We start from the raw sequence: 17,743 nt of genomic DNA, 5'->3' as shown, positions 1-17,743 counted from the left end.
TCCATCTGGGCTCTTGTTATTTTCTTTTTGGAATACTGATTGTTTTCCAGTTCTCATTCTTGATGTATTTCACAATATAAATGATTTGGCCTACATGTGATGCGTAATGGGCGATTTGTCTCTCAATGGCTTCAATGACTGTATGTTTTTCTCCCCGTATTGTCAGTTCTTTTAATACATCATCTGATCTGAGTTGGTTTATGGTTGTAAATAGAATTTCCCAACCTTCTTCCCAAAGTAAAAGAACATCTCTTTTTGACTGAAAATCATCAACAAATTCATCGTCTCTATTTCTATCTGACTTTTCTCCGTCGGTTGTTAAAAAATCCGTCCAGCGTGATTTCATATTTCCGTTCATATGCTTGATGATGATGCAGATATTATTGGAGTTTTCATTTGGTCGCCAGAAGAACTCTTCATCTGACAGCTGTTCAAGTGTTTTGTCACCTTGTGTCTTTATCGCCAAAAACTGCTTACGTATGACTTTTAAATATTCATTAGCAACATCCATCATGCTTACCTCTCTTCCACTTATGATTTACATATATAATATTATGAAGATAAAAAAATAACACATCAACTTGTGATGTGTTATTTTCTACTATTCTACATAAATAAGTCTAATATTAGTACGACACCGAGTCCGACTATGGATGTGATAAAGAGTAGGACACCCCATGTTTTAAATGTATCTTTAATGGAAAGATTGAAGTATTCCTTAAATAACCAGAAAGATGCATCATTTACGTGAGTAATTGTGTTACTTCCTGCAGCGGTAGCAAGTACCATCAGTACAGGATTCACATCAAATGTCGTCATGAGCGGTCCAACGATACCAGCAGCAGTTATTGCTGAAACTACCCCTGTACCAGTAGCGATACGAATCATGGCAGTGATGAACCATGCCATAATGAGTGGATTGATCGTTGTATTTGCCATCATGCCAGCAATGTAATCACCAACACCTGAATCAAGAATAATTTCTTTAAATGCACCACCAGAACCTACGATGAAGATAATCATGGCAATTCCTTTAATTGCGCTTTCAAAAGATCCCATAACTTCTTTCATATTGCGTCCAGTACGGATACCGAATACATAAATAGCAATTAATACAGCAAGTAATAAACTCATTTCTGCGCTTCCGAAGAAGTTCACCAATTGATATAGGAATGTATCTTCACCAATAAACATGTTAACAATTGTTGCGGTAGAAATCATAATTGCAGGGATTAGTGGGATGAGTAAACTAATCCCGAATCCCGGCATTTCTTCATCTTTAAATTCCTTAGGCTTTTCCAATAAAGGAGGTACAGGACGATCTTTATCCTTATAAAATTTAGGGAAGATAATTCCAGCCGCAATAACACCTGGAATAAAGACTACAATACCTAATAGATATACAAGCCCCATATCTGCTCCATATGCTTCTACTAAAGCAGTTGGTCCGGGTTGAGGTGGAAAGAGACTATGGGAAAGTGTTGTTGCTGCAACCATGGTAATCCCTAGTTTCATATATGGAACTTTTGCTTCAATAGCAATTGAAATGACTAGTGGAGCAAGTATTATAAATGCAACTTCATAGAAAACTGAAATACCAAAAATCGCACCGACAATAATAAGCGCCCATTGAACGTTTTTTATACCGAATTTTTCAAGCAGGGTAGATGCAATTCGTTGAGCTGCACCTGAATCAACCATTAACTTACCTAGAACTGCCCCCAAACCTATGATTAGAGCAAGGCTTCCTAATGTTGATCCCAGTCCGTTTTTAATTGTTGTAACGATACTTGTGAGTTCCATTCCATTAAGAAGTCCAACAAAGATCGCTGCAAGAATAAGAGCTATTACACTATTCAACTTAACTTTCATATTTAAATAAAGTAGTAGTGCAACACCGAGAACGAGTGATATGATAGGCATATTCGCCATGAACCAATCCATATTTTTTCCTCCTTACAGATAAAAAGTTATCCGTTTACATTTTGATTTTTAATTCTGTATTGGTAACAAAAAATAGCGCTTTCTTTTGTTTGTTTAGCAAACCAACTTATTATAGTTTATTTTAAAAAAATTAATACGTCAATGACATAATGTAAAATAAAAATTTTCAGAACCGGAATATGGCTCAATATTAAATTGCTGGGAGAAGGAAAGTCCTTTACAATAGGGAAGGGAAAGTTTGAGGTAGAAATGATTTACTATAAGTTTGCTAATCTGAATATGATTAGCTTTCAGTAATAATCATAGAGATGTCTTGTGAATGGGGTTATTTATTAAAGGTGGAATGCAGGAATGCCAAAAGCAATTTGGCTATTAGTTATTGCAACAACAATTAACGTAACAGGAGGGTCATTCTTATGGCCTTTAAATACAATCTATATGCACAACGAACTAGGGCAGAGTTTAGCTTTTGCAGGATTCATTTTGATGATGAATCAGGCTGCAGCAGTTGTAGGAAATTTAATTGGAGGTGCTTTGTATGATCGTTCGAGTGCCTATCGCTCGATATTAATTGCTACTTCCATCTCTCTTATAGCAGCATTGGTTATGTCTTTCTATCATTCCATTGTCCCTTATGCGATCTTACTCATTGTTATTGGGTTTGCTAATGGAATTACTTGGCCAATTATGTTTGCGATGGCAGGTTCGCTTTGGCCAGAGGGTGGAAGGAAGGCGTTTAATGCCGTCTATGTCGCACAGAATTTAGGTGTTGCTCTAGGTGCGACTCTTAGTGGTTACGTCGCGAGTATTTCCTTCGATTATATTTTTACAGCGAATGCCTGTTTTATTGCTATCTTCTTTTTACTTGTTTTATTTACGTTCAAACGCCTGGATGCTGCTCAAAATAGACAAATGCATACTTCAGTCATTGAACAAGGAAAAAAATTTAAGGTTAGTCCAGCACTAATTTCATTATTATTGCTATGTAGTGGATTTTTATTTATACACATCAGCTATTCGCAATGGATGACGACAATTGCTTCCTATACGCAGGATATTGGAATTCCTGTCGAACAGTATAGCACGATTTGGGCGATAAACGGTTTCCTTATCCTTTTATTACAACCTTTGGTACAATGGTTTACGAACCGGGTTACAAATGGAAAACATCATATTTATATAGGAACGACAATCATGATATTATCTTTCCTTGTAGCGATGAACGCTGGAAACTTTACGATGTTTGCAGTGGCGATGGCGATTTTAACAATTGGCGAGGTGTTGATGTGGCCCGCATTTCCGACGCTTGCTAATCAGTTGGCGCCAAAGGGGAGAGAGGGGTTTTATCAAGGGCTGGTAAACAGTATTGCTACAATTGGCCGTATGGTTGGCCCGTTGGCTGGAGGATTTATAGTTGATTATTATAATATTGAAGTTTTATTCTTCTGTTTACTTGGCCTGCTCATGATCCCTTATATTACAACGTTCCTTTATGACAGAAATGTAAAAGTAAACCAAGGAGGACAAACATGAAAGATATTAAATTGATAGCCCTTGATATGGATGGTACGTTGCTGAATGATGACCATGAAGTTTCTGAGAGAAATAGAAAAGCGATAGAGAAAGCACTAGAGATGGATGTACATGTTGTTCTAAGTACTGGACGCGGGTTTGCTACATGTTATCCATATGCGGTTGATTTAAAATTACCTTCATATCTGATCTCTGCTAACGGAGCGGAGATTTGGACGATGGAGAAAGAATTGCTGCGAAGAAATGGTTTGAAGGCTGAAATGATGGAAAAGCTATATAACATAGCGAGCCAAGTCGGTGTAGGTATGTGGATGATAGCCACAGAAGGGGCTTTCCGTGAAGAGATTCCTACTGACTTTGACAACTACGAATGGTTGAAGTTTGGCTGTTATACGGAAGATCAACAGAAGCTTGATATCTTAGTTAAAGAGTTCTCAAAATATGAAGAGCTTGAGTTATCGAATTCCCTGCCTACGAACATTGAGGTAAATGCCAAGGGAGTCAGCAAAGCCCAAGCGTTACACTTCTTATGTGACCGGATTGGCATTACGATGGAGAATGTCATGGCTTGCGGGGATAGTTTGAACGATATTAAAATGATTCAAGAAGCGGGCATTGGTGTCGCTATGGGTAACGCTCAAGAAGCGATTAAAAAAGTTGCAGATTATATGACGGTCACCAATAATGAAGGTGGAGTAGGGGAAGCAATCGAGAAATTTGTTTTATCCCGGTAAGTGGTCAGCTGGCTTTATGGATAAGTAGTAACCAACTGAATAAAGTTTCCATATGATACAAACGCGATTCTTCTTTAACAAGGAGAGTCGCTTTTTATATAATCAGTTGGCGATTTTTGCAATATAGGATATGATACGAGAAAAGATATGAATTACGTAATAGAAGGGTGATTTTATGAGTCTTACAAAAGGAGCGTCCAAAGTACATACAAAAAATCCGACAAAGATGCTGACGTTTACTGCAGCATTAGTCGGCATCAATCTAGTGTTAAACCAATTTACTTTGTCACTTGGCCCGTTATTGGAGATAGGCTTTGCTTTCTTGCCAATTGCGGTACTCGCCTATTTATACGGACCGATCAACGCTGGAATTGCTTCGGCTGTCGCAGATATAATTGGATTTGTCCTGAGGCCAGCAGGGTTCTTTTTCCCTGGATTTACTTTTAATGCTTTGCTGATTGGGATTATATTCGGCTGGTTTTTCTATAAAAAAGAAATCACCCTAACCCGTGTGGCGATTGCAAATTTGGTAGTCACAATCTTGATCACATTGATCTTAACACCAATCTGGCTCAACATCATGTTCGGCAGTCCGCTATTCGCTGCACCACGTATGGTGAAGGCTGTACTATTATATCCTATAGAGGTTGGCTTGTTATACGGTCTGTTGAAAAGTATCAACAAAGCGAATTTGAGACTATAAGTGAGAAATTTGCAGATAATTATCACCGGTGGAAGTTGATAGCATAAACTAAAGACATAAACCTAGTAAAGGATGGTTCTTTGATGCTAAAAAATTATTATGTTAGAGGAAATACGTCGGACGGTCTCGTTAATCATTTACAATCCAATCTGCATGGAATCCAGGAGACAATCCGACTTGAAGATACTTCTTATAAGCTGAATACAGAAATTTTAAACGCACTAATTGAAGCTAATAAAGAAGAGACTTCGGTTGAAGTACTTAAAAGTCCAATCAGTAAGGACTATTTAGATGGAGTCATATTCCGGGGAAAGCAAATCGCCGTGTTAGCTCATCACGATGAACCTTTTACAAATAAGGCATATGAATATTTTCAAAAAGGTTTAGCGGTTCATGATGATTTGGAAAAAGTTTATATTCAGGAAATGGACTTTGAGAAAGCTGATGCTCTCGCGAAGAATTTCATCCAAAATCTGTTGAGTGATAAACCGAAGCAGAGTAGAACTCCTTACGTATACCACAGATTGTTCGGGACGAATACAGTGGACGGAATTGTGAATGAAGTACCTAACCTGATAGCTGACCTTGATTACATTTATCACATTAAAGGTCGTGCTGGTACTGGAAAGTCCACATTCATGAAAAAGGTTGCCAATGCTTGTGTCGACCATGGACTCGATGTGGAAATATACCATTGCAGTTTCGATCCAAATAGTATCGATATGGTGCTTATGCCTGAATTGCGCATTTGTCTTTTTGATAGTACGGATCCACATGAATTTGAACCAGCAGACAAGACAAGAGAGGAAATTATCGATTTATATGAAGAAGCTGTCACACCTGGAACAGATGAAAAATATGCAAAAGAAATCGCTGAGTTGAATCAGGAATATAAGAGTTATATGAAAAAGGGCTTAGAAGTATTAAAAGATGAAGGGAAGAAGATTCTAGCGGCTGAAAACGGCAGGAACTTCTCTCAAATAGAAATCGATCAAATTGTAAGTCAGATTCAAACAAAAATGAACTAAAGGGACAGAGAGTCGATGACTCTTTGTCCCGTTTTTAATTCTTCAAAATACCTTAAAAGAAAAAACACATCTGCTGAGGATTCATATAATACGTATAATAATATCAGTATTTTTAATATTTTTATAATATTCCACTTGTAATTTTTGGTGAAATCGGTTACAATTAATTAACTGAAAATCAGGATGAAACAGTAAAAAAGGGTGGTGAAGTTATGGTAACGTTAAAAATGCTGAAGCCTTATTACATTAAAGCTGAGAAAAATTTTGTAAGGATTATTTTGGCTTATCAATATTTTTCTGTCATGATGAACAACAAAGTATTTCAATTTATTCCTGTCGAGTCGAATGAAATCCGTGTTAATCGCCGTACGGAAAAGATTGAAAATATCGATGCGGTCTTTGCATTTCAAAATGGAAAGGAAATTGTAAATGTCCCTATGGTGAAGCTGATTACACTGCCAGAATTTCTTGAACAAATCGAGAAAATCGCAAAACCATATTACTTCAGTACCCAAGACGGCAGTGATTTGAATGATAAGGAAACAATCGATTCTTTTATGAAAGAGTTGGAAAGAAAGAACATCTTGCGGCTCATAGATAAAGCATTGGACGAAAGAGATGAAACAAGATTCATAGAATTGACAGACGTATTAGCATCAATGGATAAAGAACAAGAAAACTCCCCTTAAAACTAAAGGGGAGTTTTTCAATCCAATCTTATTCATCATTTTTTTCTGGGTAAAGCTGATTAATCACTTCAACAAACTTACCAATCGCAAGTCCGCTTTCTTTATCTTCGGTTTCCTCGACGAGCATTGCCATTAAAATGTCAGGTGACTCATGAGGGTAAGCTACAAACCAGCTATTCTCTGCTCCACCGGTCTCTGCCGATAACTTCAATTCAACCGTTCCGGTTTTTCCAGCAATCGGCACATTTGATTCTTCCTCCGCTCGTTTTGCAGTCCCATCTGTTACAACTGCCCGTAGGATACTCTGCATCCGTTTCACTTCTTCTTCTGACAGTAAATCCTCTTTCCAAATCTGGCCTGTATCTTCACTTAAGAGTAGGGTTGGCTTTAGCATGTCTCCACCGTTTAAAAATACAGTATAAGCCGTTGCTAAGTGGAGAGCGCTCATCTCAAGTTCTCCTTGACCATAACTGGAGTTCGCAAGCAGCACTTCATCGTTTATCTCTCCCGTACTCGAAATGGTGGATGCTGGTATCGGATACTCATATGGAAAGTCTTCCTCAAATCCAAACTGTTTAAATTCTTCGATAAAGGCTTCACTGCCCATTTCCAAAGCCTGCATCGCAAAGTAAATATTATCGGATCGGACGAGGGCATCTTTCAAATCAACTGGACCATTGGATAAGGAAACCCTTGTGACTTGGTAATCGCCCCAACCTTTACCCTTGCTCCAATGTTTTCCTTCGATTTCAAACCCTTCTTCAGGATCTAATGTTCCGATGTTTATCCCAGCTGCTGCAGTTATTGGTTTTAAAACAGAGCCTGGCGCGAATGTCGCTGCAAAGCGATTTAGACTAGGGTCTTGGTCGTTTGGGTCATCCCATGCATCTCCTGACGTCCCGTACAACACTTCATTCGGATCGAATGCGGGAGCACTAACAAGAGCTAAGGTCTCACCAGTTTTAGGATCGATTGCAGCAGTTGTACCTGAATCGTCTTTATAACTGTTGTAAATTTTTTCTTGGATGTTGATATCAATCGTCAGTTGAATCGTCTCTCCATTTTCCACGGGTTTTTCGGCTATAACGACATCTTCACTATCTTCTTTCTTAATGAATATTTTTACGCCCCGTTTACCTTTAAGTCGTTCCTCATACCAACTTTCCAAACCACGGATGCCGATTTTATCATTCGGTCCGTATTCGTCACTCTCTAATTCTTCCAATTTTTCAGCAGTGATGTCGCCGATATAGCCGACTAAATGAGCTGTCGCTTCTTCACCCGGGTAAATCCGTCCGGTCATTTCTTTGCGTTGAACTCCTGGAATTGCCATCACCTGTTCATATGCTTCATCAGTTGGTAAAATTGTCGCAATTGGTACGAATAGATCATCCTGGACCCAACCTGCACTTAAAGCATCATCAATTTTTTCTTTCTTTATATTAAGTATATCGGCGATTTGCTGTTTCGCTTGTTCTGGATTGACCAAGTCCTCAGGCTTAATCCCGATTTGATAAACTGTGTCATTGATGGCCAGCGGTATCTGATTACGGTCAAGAATTTCACCGCGTACCGGCTCGATCGTTTCAATTCCGATTTCTCCACCATCTACAAGTTCTGGGTGAATAAAGCCGGCATCCCAGTTTACGAACCAATTATATTCATCCTCTTCTTCATTAACGAGTTCTTGAACTAGAGTAGCTTCATATTCGAAGCTGATCGGCCCTGCAAACGAATCCATTTCCACTGTGAAAGGAAGGGTGACACTCGGATTTTCTTCTTTTTTCAATTCATCCAGTTCCTCTTCCGTCAGTTCATCAAATGAAATATGTACGTTTTCGATGCTCAAATCATTATAAATCTTTTCATATCGCTGTATAGATTCTTCTTCTGTTATTTTTTCTTTTGTTTCTGTACTGAACATATTAAACATTTGATCAAACTCTTGTTTACTCCATATCGAAGCAAATTCCTTGAAACGTTCATTTGGAGTAACCTGTTCCTTTTCTGAACATGCAGCTAAAAGCAAAAGCGCGACAAGCAAAAAAATTACTCGCTTCATTTTCTAATATCTCCCCCCGTAAGACTTTCTACAAATATTATATCATCTTGTAAGTGGAGTATATAGCAATTAATTTGAAGAATTTAGGTAATTATATTGGTTACTTCCGTAGATAAATTTGATAATATACAGTAAAGAAGATTCTGATTATGGACGAAGATTGTTTTAATGATTCAGGATGGACCGGTAGATCAGAAACAAAAGGAGGGTGGAAAATGGATGGTGAAGAAAGGTATGAACGGGCTCGAAAAAGAGTTCGGGAGTTGCGGGATTTTTATCAGCATTTAATCATATATGTCATTGTCAATAGTTTCTTATTCTTGCTTAATTTCTTTACATCAACGGAACACTGGTGGTTTATTTATCCCTTGCTAGGATGGGGGATTGGCTTGGTAGCTCATGCGCTCTCGGTTTTTTCTGGTGGAATCTTTGGTGCTGAATGGGAAGAACGGAAAATAAAAGAGTATATGGATAAAGATAAATGGTGAATGAAAGGAGCGGATGAATCTGCTCCTTTTTATCTTGTATATAATGCATATTTAGGATACAGTGTAAAAAGTACATTTCGTTGATAAGGGGAAATATTGATGAATATAAAATTAATTGTTTTTGTGACGTCCGTTACAAATAATCAGAAACAAGGAGAGGCATTTACAAAAGAGTTTGAATCGGATTTTCGTCCTGTTAAGGGAGATATTATCCATGATTCAGGGTTCCATTCTAAATACCATAACGGATATGAAGTTGTAAAAGTGACGGTAGACTATGAGCGGAATGAGTGCTATGTATCTTTGAGTCCATTAATGTTGGAATTAGAGGATATACCTTTTGAAGAATATGTCAATCATTTACTTGCTAATGGTTGGAGAAGATTATCAAAGTAAACTTACGGCAGTTAACATTTGCTCTAAGCAAAAATTAACACCCAAGGATCTGCTCCTCGGGCGTTGAATTAACCTTGCATATGATTTGTAATTTCTGTATGGATTCGATTGAATTCTGAATCAGGTACTACATAATACCATACACCATTTATCGTGGAACCTGAACCTTCCAATTCAAGCGTTTGGATGTTATGTCTTGTTCCGAGGTAGCCTGTGAAAAGTGTTTGTATCTTATCCATGTCCAAGTCCGTTTGGACATTTCCGCCTAAAATATCAAGGATTTCACCAAACTTCGTAATGCTGGAGAAGCTGGCTCCTTTTTCCATTGCTGCTGTAATCACTGCACGCTGTCTCTCATTACGTCCCATATCACCACGCGGATCTTTTTTTCTCATTCGGATATAATCGAGAGCTTGTTCACCATCCAGATGAATCGGACCTTCAGCGAAAGTGGAACCACCTTGAGAGAAGCTTTGGGTATTATTTACTGTAACCCCGCCAAGTGCATCAATACCTTGTTTGAATCCTTCCATATTCACGCGGGAATAGATGTGGACCGGGATATCGAAAGTCTTCTCCACCGTCTCCACTGCCAACTCTACTCCCCCGAAAGCGTACGCATGGTTAATTTTATCCATGCCACGTCCTGGAATATTCACGTAAGTATCACGGGGAATACTCAACATGATCATGGAATTTGTTTTCGGGTTTAAAGACATGAGAATCATCGTATCCGAGCGTCCTTTGTCTCCTGGGCGTTCATCCACCCCAAGTAACAGAACGTTCAATGAATCTTTTGAATCAAAAATTTGTTTGATTTGCTTTTGACGTTCGGGATCTTCATCACGGGCAAGAGGGGTATGCATCGTATCTACCGCGCTGCCGAGCTGACTATAGACGTAAAACCCAATTCCACCTACTGCCAGAATGATAGCTAATAAGATTCCCCCAACCCAGTATGGCCATTTACGTTTCTTTTTTCTTTGCATTCTCGATACCAATTGAATTTCTCCTCTTATGTGTAATCTTCTCGTATTCCATTACCTTCAGACGACTTTACTGTATAAAATTATATCCGATATAGTCAATTTAGTCCATTTAAATTTGCATGGTTTATGGTAAAAAATGTAGAATTTTAGCTAATTAACTGCAAAGGTACTATAAATAACCAAAAAAAATCAAGATGAATCTAATCATCTTGATTTTCTACCGGATAGGCATAAATGATGTAACGATCTGGTGCATACCCAATGAAGTTGAATGGATAACAAGTTGTAAGAGTAAGAACTTCCTCATGATGTGGAACAATGATTGTACGATCATCTGCGCTTACTATTTTCGTTTCTGTTATTTCATAAGTGAAATCACCATATTCCATTTGCACAACTAAATGATCACCAATTTCCAACTCACCCATTTCACGAAAGACTGTATCCCGATGTCCTGAAAGGACGATTTGTTCATTTTGAAGAGGGTAGGCAGTTCCTTGGTAATGGCCAACACCGCGTTCCAATTCATCTTCATGTGTACCTTCAATAATCGGTAAATCAGCCTCTAGCTTCGGAATATGTAGAATACCGGCCGTTTCTCCCATTTCGGGGTTAAAGTTTTTTGCAGCTTCCAATGGATCAAAATCATCCTCGGCGCTAATCGCATTCCGTTCAGCGATTAGTGCTTGCGCCTCTGAAGCAGCTTCGCTCTGGGCACTTGTAGTCATATACCATTGGTATCCTCCAAAGGCTAGGAAGCCGACCCCGACAATCATTAATACGTATGATATAAATTTCATCCATGTCACCTCATTAGTAACGTTAGCTTTAGTATATACCTTTTAAATGGAATAGAAAAGGGACTAGTTTCAATGTTTCCTTACTAGTTTAAAGATTCCCCGTCTAGAGTATACTATTTAGGTTTATGATAAAGAACAGAAGATGTAAAAAATATTAAAAACTTAGTAATTTAAAGAAAATAAAAGAAAACAAGAGATAATTGTTCAATATATAGAACAAACGGCTGTTTTTGAGGTTTTCCTATTTTGAGAAAGTGCAATATACTACGACTAAGTTGTTCGTTATAAAGCACTGAGGTTATCTCGAAAAAGAACAACCGCGTTAATACATAAGGAGGGGGGACAAAGAAACAAGCAACATAGATGAGACAAAGAAGAAAGTGCTTTATGGGGAAGAAATAATAAAATTATACTAATTGGGGAGGAATTTTATAATGAGTCTAAAGAAAAAATTAATGTCAGGTGTAGGAACAGCGCTAATCGGGATGGCTTTAATCGGTGGAGGAACATTTGCTTATTTCAGTGATACAGAAGTTTCGAACAATACATTTGCTGCAGGTACGTTGGATTTAGCAGTTAACCCATCTGTAGTAATTGATGTGGATAATTTAAAACCGGGAGATACTATGGTTCGTGAGTTTGTTCTAGAGAATAACGGTTCATTGGATATTTCTACAATTGACCTTGCTACTGCATACAACGTAATTGATGCAAAAGGTGACAATGTTGATGATTTCGGTAAACATATCAAAGTATTGTTCCTAGAGAACGCAGATAAGACAGGTAATGGTTGGGTTATTGGAGATTACAATGATGTTATTTCTGAAACTACCCTGTATGACCTTCAAAACATGACACCTGATGCAGTAGAAAATCTTCAACACTGGATCACACACCTACTTGGTTTGAGTGGTGAAGGGGATGGTTTAGCAGCTGGAACAAGCGACCAAATGTACGTAGCATTTGAATTTGTCGATAACGGTGCAGACCAAAACGAGTTCCAAGGCGATGCACTTGAGCTAGAGTGGACATTCACTGCACACCAAACTCCAGGTGAATCTAGATAACGCTTTAAATACAAATAGAGAAGAGGTATGAACCTCTTCTCTTCCTACATATAGTAATCCATTAATATCAAAACATAGAAAAAATATTAATAAATCGAAATCAATCAGGAGGGGTCCCGTGAGTATTAAGAAAAATATCATATTGGGAATGGTAACCGGATTAGTGGGGATGTCGTTGATCAGTGGAGGTACTGTTGCATATTTTAGTGATGATGTTAGTACTCAAAATCAAATCATGTCAGGGACAATTGATCTTGGAATCAAGAATACATCAGATTCTGAGGGGTTCTATTTCAATTTTAAAGATAAAAAGCCTGGAGATATTTTTGAAAAATATACTTTTCAATTAGTAAATGACGGGACATTAAATATCGGGAAGCTTTTTCTTAATTCCGCGTATGAATCTTTCGACAAAGATGATAAACCAAATGATTTCGGCAGTCAGATTAAAATTAAAGAGTTGAAAGTAAATGGTGTAATAAATACTCAATTAACTGATAGAACTCTACATCAAATTGATGCGATTAAAAATAAAGCGAATTCACCTGCATTATTAATTACTGATATTAAACCAAACAATAATGTAGAAATTGAAGTGATATTTGAGTTTATAGAAACAGAAAATCAAAACAAATATCAAGGCAACAGGCTGGATTTAAATTGGACATTTGAAGCGGTGCAAGAAGTAGAAGAAAGCAAATGATAATCGCACGGACTGCATTGTGTGCAGTCCTAAGTATGTTAGATTAATATTTTTAGGACTACACATAAGAATGTAAAAGTCATTTAAAGGACGGAGATCTTTTATGAGGCAAAGCCGTTTACGAAAATTCAGATCAAAATACCGGGGTTTTTGGTTTACGACGAAAATTATTTTAATTTGGTATCTGCTACTGTTCTCTATTATGCATTTTACATCCAATACTTCTGCTGTCTTTTCTGATGCAACCAGTCCTGCAGGAAAGATAGAGTCTGGGTATTGGCCTGTAGACTATCAATTGGTATTTACGGAAAAAGGGAACTCTAATTTTGATGCATGTGGCCCTTTTGAGGTAAAGAGAACGATTAAAAATAAAGGTAAAGAAGATATGAACGATGCAGCATCTTACGAGGTTTATTACCATAAAGCTAATCCTAAAAAACACGGAGAAAAAGTTGGTGAAGGAAGTATTCCAGCACTTAAAAAGAATCAGACAGAGGAATTGAAATTTACGGCGGAAGAGCCAGGTAGATATGCATTTGTGGCTAAGTATGAAACAGTAGATGGCGAAATGGAGACGTGGAGTTTTGAAATTAAAGTAGATTGTGGATCCGGCCAAAAAACAGACAATGTGAAAGAGAAATCAAATGAGGACCACAAATCTGCACCGGAACAAAGCACTGAAGATGCTGAAAAGAACGAGCCAAACCAAGAAAAAGTGAAAGAACAAGATACTAGTGAAAATAAAGAAGACAACAATACAGAGGTTGAACAGGGGCAGCAGCCAGAAGAAAAGAAGGAAAGCGAAGCAGAAATAACGGAGTCTGGAAAAGATACAGTTCCGCCTGCAGAGCAAGAAGATAGTGAAGTCTTATCAGGCGATGAAACGAAAGATGAAGTTAAGGAGGGGGAAGAGAAATGAAAAAAAGAACATTATTTAAATGGGTGAATCGAATCGTATCTACTGTATTAATGGTCGCTCTAATTGCAGTTTTAGTCTTAGTTGTGATCAACAAAGCCTCAGGTGGAGAGCCAGAAGTTTTTGGTTATCAATTAAAAACAGTCCTATCTGGTTCCATGGAGCCTGACATCCAAACAGGTTCAATTATTGCAGTTAAACCAATTGATGGTGAAACAAAATATAATCTGAAAAAAGATGATGTTATTACGTTCATGGAATCCGAAGACAAATTAGTAACTCATAGAATCATCGAAGTTTCTGGCAGTGGTGAGAATATTACTTACACGACAAAAGGGGATAATAACAACGCACCTGATACAAGCCCAGTACTTGCCGAGAATGTAATCGCTGTATATGAAGGGTTTACTATCCCTTATATCGGTTATATTTCTTCCTTTGCACAATCACCAAAGGGTGCTATAGCATTCCTTATTATTCCTGGATTTTTAATGTTGGCATATTCCATTTTTACAATATGGAGAGCGATTAGACAGTTGGATGATCAAAAGAAGATTTCAACGGATGCAACAAATTCCTAAAAAGGAAGATGCATATGAATATTAGAAGTTATAAATCCTATCTATTAATTTTTATTGTTCTATTTAGTATGTTGTTACATGCAAATTCCGTCTCAGCTGAAGAAAGGTTATCCATAGACGTGTTGCCAGCAGATAAATTATTTGACATCAGCAATATGAAACCAGGGGATTGGGCGCCGAGAACAACGACCATAAAGAACAGTGGAAATATTGAATTTGAGTATTCAACTTCAGTTAAATCTGAAAGCGAGGATACAAAACTGTACAACGAATTGTTATTAGAAGTATGGGATGATGATACAGAACTGTACAATGGCAAACTTTCAGAGTTCGCCGGATTTTCACCTCGCATCCTATCACCTAATGAAGAAGATGAATTAGAATACATTGTCCGTTTTCCACATCATCTCGGTAATGATTTTCAAGGATTAGACGCCCAATTCACTATTTACTATACTGCAGAAGCTGTTGACAGCAATGAAAGTAAGACCGAGGGGATTACAGGAACCATTGACAGTGGTGGGGATGGTAGTGGAGGAGTTTTACCGAAAACTGCTACAAATATGTTCTCCTTCATCGTATTTGGTGCTTTGCTGATTGCGGTAGGAGGCATTATAAGCTTGCTCATACAATTAAGGCTCAAGGTGAGAAGCGCAAGAAAAATGTAGAATTTTTATTCCTCAAAACTAGAATCAATACGACAAAACAAGTCATCCAAATTAAGTAGAATTTATAGTATGATAGTCTTAGTTAGTAAAATGAATCCTCAGAAAATGGCAAACCTACTGAAAGGTAGGGGCGCAAAGTCACAGGTCTAAAGCAAAAAAAGCTAAGACGGCTGGATTACCTGAGATTGTAAATGGGGGAAGAACGAATTGGAGAAATTGTCTGTTGAGCTGAAACTGGATTATGACTGGGTTGTACTAATCAAAGAAGCAAAAAAAATAGGAATGACAGTTGAGGAGATTCGTTTGTTTTTACAATCATCTAAGGAAGGGGCATAAATTGTTTAATAATTTGTACTATATATAGAACTACTCACCTAGAATATGATATAATTTTTCTAAAAAGTAGGTGAGTGGGTTTGCTTGGTGAACGAATTAAAACAATACGGAAAGATCAAAAAATGTCCATAACGGAACTAGCCGAAAAAGCAGGAGTAGCAAAATCTTATTTAAGCTCGATTGAGCGGAATAAGCAAACAAACCCATCCATTCAGTTCATTGAGAAAGTAAGTGAGGCATTAGAAGTTTCGGTGAACGATCTTCTCTATGATGGAGAGGAAGTAAACATAGAAGACCTGGATACCGAATGGTTGGAGATGGTTAGAGAAGCCATGCAATCGGGAGTTTCCAAAAAAGATTTTAAAGATTACTTGGAATTTTATAGATGGCGAAAAGAACAGGAAATGGGTTGAATAGCCATTTCCTTCCTTATTGGATGGGAGATTTTGAAACCATAGTATAAGATACTGTGGTTTTTTACTTTGTATATAGGAGACGTGAGTCATGCGTAAACCGTATTTATATTGGCTGCTGCCAATAATCTGGATGGGAATTATATTTTACTCATCTGCTACTCCATACGACAACCAGGACATGAAGCCACTTCTGGGTGATCTGATTAATTTTTCATTTATAGAACCATACTTGGAAGGTATTTACTTTACATATAATGGATCGCCAGTCAGTTTGGAAACCCATGGCGCTGCAGGGTTGGTGGAATTTTTTATTAGAAAATCAGCTCATGTATTAGTTTTTCTCATCCTTACTTTATTATTTAAATATGCTCTGGGTAAAACAACCGATATACTATGGTACAAGCAGATAATACTTTCCTTTTTCCTTACAGCTGCATATGCTATTATGGACGAAATTCATCAAGGGTTTACACCGAATCGAACTCCATATGCTGGAGATGTGGTGCTTGATTGTCTTGGGGCGCTAGGTGCGATAGGGATTTTGTCGATTTTTAAATTTTTTCGTGAAAATAGATGATTTTCTATGAATCTCGTTGTATAATGTCCTTTAGGAAATAATAGAAATATAGACTGCGTTATTTGTAACGTAAGCTTCCACATTTTCTCTACTACCTACTAGAAAGCTTACAAACACTAGAACGGAAAGTATGAAAAGGCGGGAATAGAGTTATGGGTGAGCAAGAACGGTACAAGAATATGTTGAAAAAAGTAATTGATGCAACTGAAAATGAAAAAATTCAAACATCAGAAGACTTGATTCGCACATTAGTGAATGAACTTACCAATAATATTGGTGTGAAACCACAACAGCGTTTGGTGAAATAAATAAAAACTACATTCTAGTTATCTAGAATGTAGTTTTTTTATTATAGAGATACCAAAGTTCTTTTCTGCTTACTCACTTGTACTTTCTACATCAATTTCCACATACTTCTGGTCGATTAATTGGATGGTGGCCTGGCCATTCGTTAAATCGACGATCCAGTCATTGAAATTATCTGCCTCGTCCACTTCAACGTATACAACAAATTCGACGTTTTCCAGATAGTTAATGGTCTCTAATATATGGTCTGATTGCCGGAGGACATTTTCCAATTTGCCAAGTAATCCATAATCAACAGTTACAGAAAAGCCTTGCATGAGTACTCGTTTTACGATTCCTGTTGTTTTGATTGCCTGGCTTGTCGTGTTGCCATAGGCACGTATCAAACCTCCTGCGCCTAGTTTAATGCCTCCAAAGTAACGGGTGACTACAACGGCAGTATCCTTCAGATTTTGTTTCTTCAGTACTTCCAGCATAGGAACACCAGCAGTACCGCTCGGTTCACCATCGTCATTTGCCTTTTGGATTTGATCATGCTCCCCAATCATATAACAGGAACAGTTATGAGTTGCGTCATGATGTTTTTTCTTTATCTCCTGGATGAAGGCGAGTGCTTCTTCTTCGGTTTCAACACGGCGGACGTAACCGATAAATCTAGACTTCTGAATAATGATTTCATCTTGTCCTTCTTGTTTTACAGTATAATAATATGGTAGCATTAAATCACTCCTATAAATGAACTAGTTAGGGCGAGTTTTTTCTTTTGTGGTACTCAAGATACTGGTATAAATCAGGATAAATTCAGGT

Annotated in this window: 22 protein-coding genes and 1 riboswitch; of the genes, 16 read left to right on the top strand and 6 right to left on the bottom strand. The window is 37.7% G+C overall.

All coding sequences use genetic code 11. The features are described 5' to 3' along the window. Window positions 1–16: 16 nt before the first annotated feature. Together M3210_RS08230 and M3210_RS08225 are read right to left on the bottom strand one after the other, a co-directional pair. The gene (locus M3210_RS08230) at window positions 17–511 is read right to left on the bottom strand and encodes a DUF1572 family protein (RefSeq protein WP_251513180.1); all 495 of its coding nucleotides are present in this window, start codon (window positions 509–511) and stop codon (window positions 17–19) included. 95 nt (window positions 512–606) lie between these two features. Further along, on the bottom strand, window positions 607–1,944 hold the full coding sequence (locus M3210_RS08225; protein ID WP_251513140.1) for a gluconate:H+ symporter: 1,338 nt from the start codon (window positions 1,942–1,944) through the stop codon (window positions 607–609). Between the two features lie 351 nt (window positions 1,945–2,295). Here M3210_RS08225 and M3210_RS08220 point away from each other — a divergent pair, with 351 nt between their 5' ends. From M3210_RS08220 to M3210_RS08200, 5 genes are all read left to right on the top strand, one after another. Further along, a complete protein-coding gene (locus tag M3210_RS08220) occupies window positions 2,296–3,477 on the top strand; it encodes an MDR family MFS transporter (RefSeq protein ID WP_251513137.1) in 1,182 nt (393 codons plus the stop codon). Beyond that, window positions 3,474–4,211: a Cof-type HAD-IIB family hydrolase gene (locus tag M3210_RS08215; protein ID WP_251513135.1), complete on the top strand. Its 738-nt coding sequence runs from the start codon at window positions 3,474–3,476 to the stop codon at window positions 4,209–4,211. The genes M3210_RS08220 and M3210_RS08215 overlap by 4 nt, the downstream gene beginning before the upstream one ends. A gap of 175 nt (window positions 4,212–4,386) precedes the next feature. Next, window positions 4,387–4,914, top strand: a complete 528-nt coding sequence (locus M3210_RS08210; RefSeq protein WP_251513132.1) for a folate family ECF transporter S component — start codon at window positions 4,387–4,389, stop codon at window positions 4,912–4,914. Between the two features lie 83 nt (window positions 4,915–4,997). Next, window positions 4,998–5,942, top strand: a complete 945-nt coding sequence (locus tag M3210_RS08205) for a hypothetical protein (protein WP_251513130.1) — start codon at window positions 4,998–5,000, stop codon at window positions 5,940–5,942. A 212-nt stretch (window positions 5,943–6,154) separates the two neighbouring features. Continuing rightward, window positions 6,155–6,631, top strand: a complete 477-nt coding sequence (locus M3210_RS08200; protein ID WP_251513128.1) for an IDEAL domain-containing protein — start codon at window positions 6,155–6,157, stop codon at window positions 6,629–6,631. A 28-nt stretch (window positions 6,632–6,659) separates the two neighbouring features. Here the strand turns inward: M3210_RS08200 and M3210_RS08195 are convergent, their stop codons facing one another. Next, a complete protein-coding gene (locus tag M3210_RS08195) occupies window positions 6,660–8,693 on the bottom strand; it encodes a penicillin-binding transpeptidase domain-containing protein (RefSeq protein WP_251513126.1) in 2,034 nt (677 codons plus the stop codon). Between the two features lie 215 nt (window positions 8,694–8,908). Between M3210_RS08195 and M3210_RS08190 the strand changes: the two genes are divergently transcribed. Then, window positions 8,909–9,181, top strand: a complete 273-nt coding sequence (locus tag M3210_RS08190; protein WP_251513124.1) for a 2TM domain-containing protein — start codon at window positions 8,909–8,911, stop codon at window positions 9,179–9,181. Between the two features lie 99 nt (window positions 9,182–9,280). After that, window positions 9,281–9,577, top strand: coding sequence for a hypothetical protein (locus M3210_RS08185; RefSeq protein ID WP_251513122.1), 297 nt, complete (start codon window positions 9,281–9,283; stop codon window positions 9,575–9,577). Window positions 9,578–9,645: 68 nt separating this feature from the next. Here M3210_RS08185 and M3210_RS08180 read toward each other — a convergent pair whose 3' ends face one another. Together M3210_RS08180 and M3210_RS08175 are read right to left on the bottom strand one after the other, a co-directional pair. Next, window positions 9,646–10,578 carry an LCP family glycopolymer transferase gene (locus M3210_RS08180; RefSeq protein ID WP_251513120.1) on the bottom strand — a complete coding sequence of 311 codons (933 nt, stop codon included), beginning with the start codon at window positions 10,576–10,578 and terminating at the stop codon, window positions 9,646–9,648. Between the two features lie 188 nt (window positions 10,579–10,766). Next, complete coding sequence (locus tag M3210_RS08175; RefSeq protein ID WP_251513118.1) at window positions 10,767–11,366, bottom strand: class D sortase; 600 nt, start codon at window positions 11,364–11,366, stop codon at window positions 10,767–10,769. A gap of 434 nt (window positions 11,367–11,800) precedes the next feature. On the opposite strand from M3210_RS08175, the gene M3210_RS08170 reads away from it, so the two are divergent. The 9 genes from M3210_RS08170 to M3210_RS08130 all read left to right on the top strand — a co-directional run bounded on the left by M3210_RS08170 (window position 11,801) and on the right by M3210_RS08130 (window position 16,938). Further along, window positions 11,801–12,433: a CalY family protein gene (locus M3210_RS08170; protein ID WP_251513116.1), complete on the top strand. Its 633-nt coding sequence runs from the start codon at window positions 11,801–11,803 to the stop codon at window positions 12,431–12,433. 118 nt (window positions 12,434–12,551) lie between these two features. Beyond that, complete coding sequence (locus M3210_RS08165) at window positions 12,552–13,136, top strand: TasA family protein (RefSeq protein ID WP_251513113.1); 585 nt, start codon at window positions 12,552–12,554, stop codon at window positions 13,134–13,136. Window positions 13,137–13,239: 103 nt separating this feature from the next. After that, window positions 13,240–14,055: an amyloid fiber anchoring/assembly protein TapA gene (tapA, locus tag M3210_RS08160; RefSeq protein WP_251513111.1), complete on the top strand. Its 816-nt coding sequence runs from the start codon at window positions 13,240–13,242 to the stop codon at window positions 14,053–14,055. Next, window positions 14,052–14,633 carry a signal peptidase I SipW gene (sipW, locus tag M3210_RS08155; RefSeq protein ID WP_251513109.1) on the top strand — a complete coding sequence of 194 codons (582 nt, stop codon included), beginning with the start codon at window positions 14,052–14,054 and terminating at the stop codon, window positions 14,631–14,633. The genes tapA and sipW overlap by 4 nt, the downstream gene beginning before the upstream one ends. Window positions 14,634–14,647: 14 nt before the next feature. Beyond that, entirely contained in the window at window positions 14,648–15,301 is a 654-nt protein-coding gene (locus tag M3210_RS08150; protein ID WP_251513107.1) for a M73 family metallopeptidase, read from the top strand. A 97-nt stretch (window positions 15,302–15,398) separates the two neighbouring features. After that, a riboswitch (cyclic di-GMP riboswitch) is annotated at window positions 15,399–15,484 on the top strand. A gap of 24 nt (window positions 15,485–15,508) precedes the next feature. Beyond that, the gene (locus M3210_RS08145) at window positions 15,509–15,637 is read left to right on the top strand and encodes an anti-repressor SinI family protein (protein WP_251513104.1); all 129 of its coding nucleotides are present in this window, start codon (window positions 15,509–15,511) and stop codon (window positions 15,635–15,637) included. Between the two features lie 80 nt (window positions 15,638–15,717). After that, window positions 15,718–16,050, top strand: coding sequence for a helix-turn-helix domain-containing protein (locus M3210_RS08140; protein ID WP_251513101.1), 333 nt, complete (start codon window positions 15,718–15,720; stop codon window positions 16,048–16,050). Window positions 16,051–16,141: 91 nt separating this feature from the next. After that, window positions 16,142–16,630 carry a VanZ family protein gene (locus M3210_RS08135; protein ID WP_251513099.1) on the top strand — a complete coding sequence of 163 codons (489 nt, stop codon included), beginning with the start codon at window positions 16,142–16,144 and terminating at the stop codon, window positions 16,628–16,630. Between the two features lie 152 nt (window positions 16,631–16,782). Continuing rightward, a complete protein-coding gene (locus M3210_RS08130) occupies window positions 16,783–16,938 on the top strand; it encodes a hypothetical protein (protein WP_251513098.1) in 156 nt (51 codons plus the stop codon). A 69-nt stretch (window positions 16,939–17,007) separates the two neighbouring features. Here M3210_RS08130 and M3210_RS08125 read toward each other — a convergent pair whose 3' ends face one another. Next, on the bottom strand, window positions 17,008–17,655 hold the full coding sequence (locus M3210_RS08125; protein ID WP_251513097.1) for a YigZ family protein: 648 nt from the start codon (window positions 17,653–17,655) through the stop codon (window positions 17,008–17,010). Window positions 17,656–17,743: the final 88 nt, after the last annotated feature.

The organism is Oceanobacillus luteolus, from assembly GCF_023715655.1.
GTDB classification, from domain to species: Bacteria; Bacillota; Bacilli; order Bacillales; family Amphibacillaceae; genus Oceanobacillus; species Oceanobacillus luteolus.
This window is presented reverse-complemented; position numbering and strand designations above follow the sequence as displayed.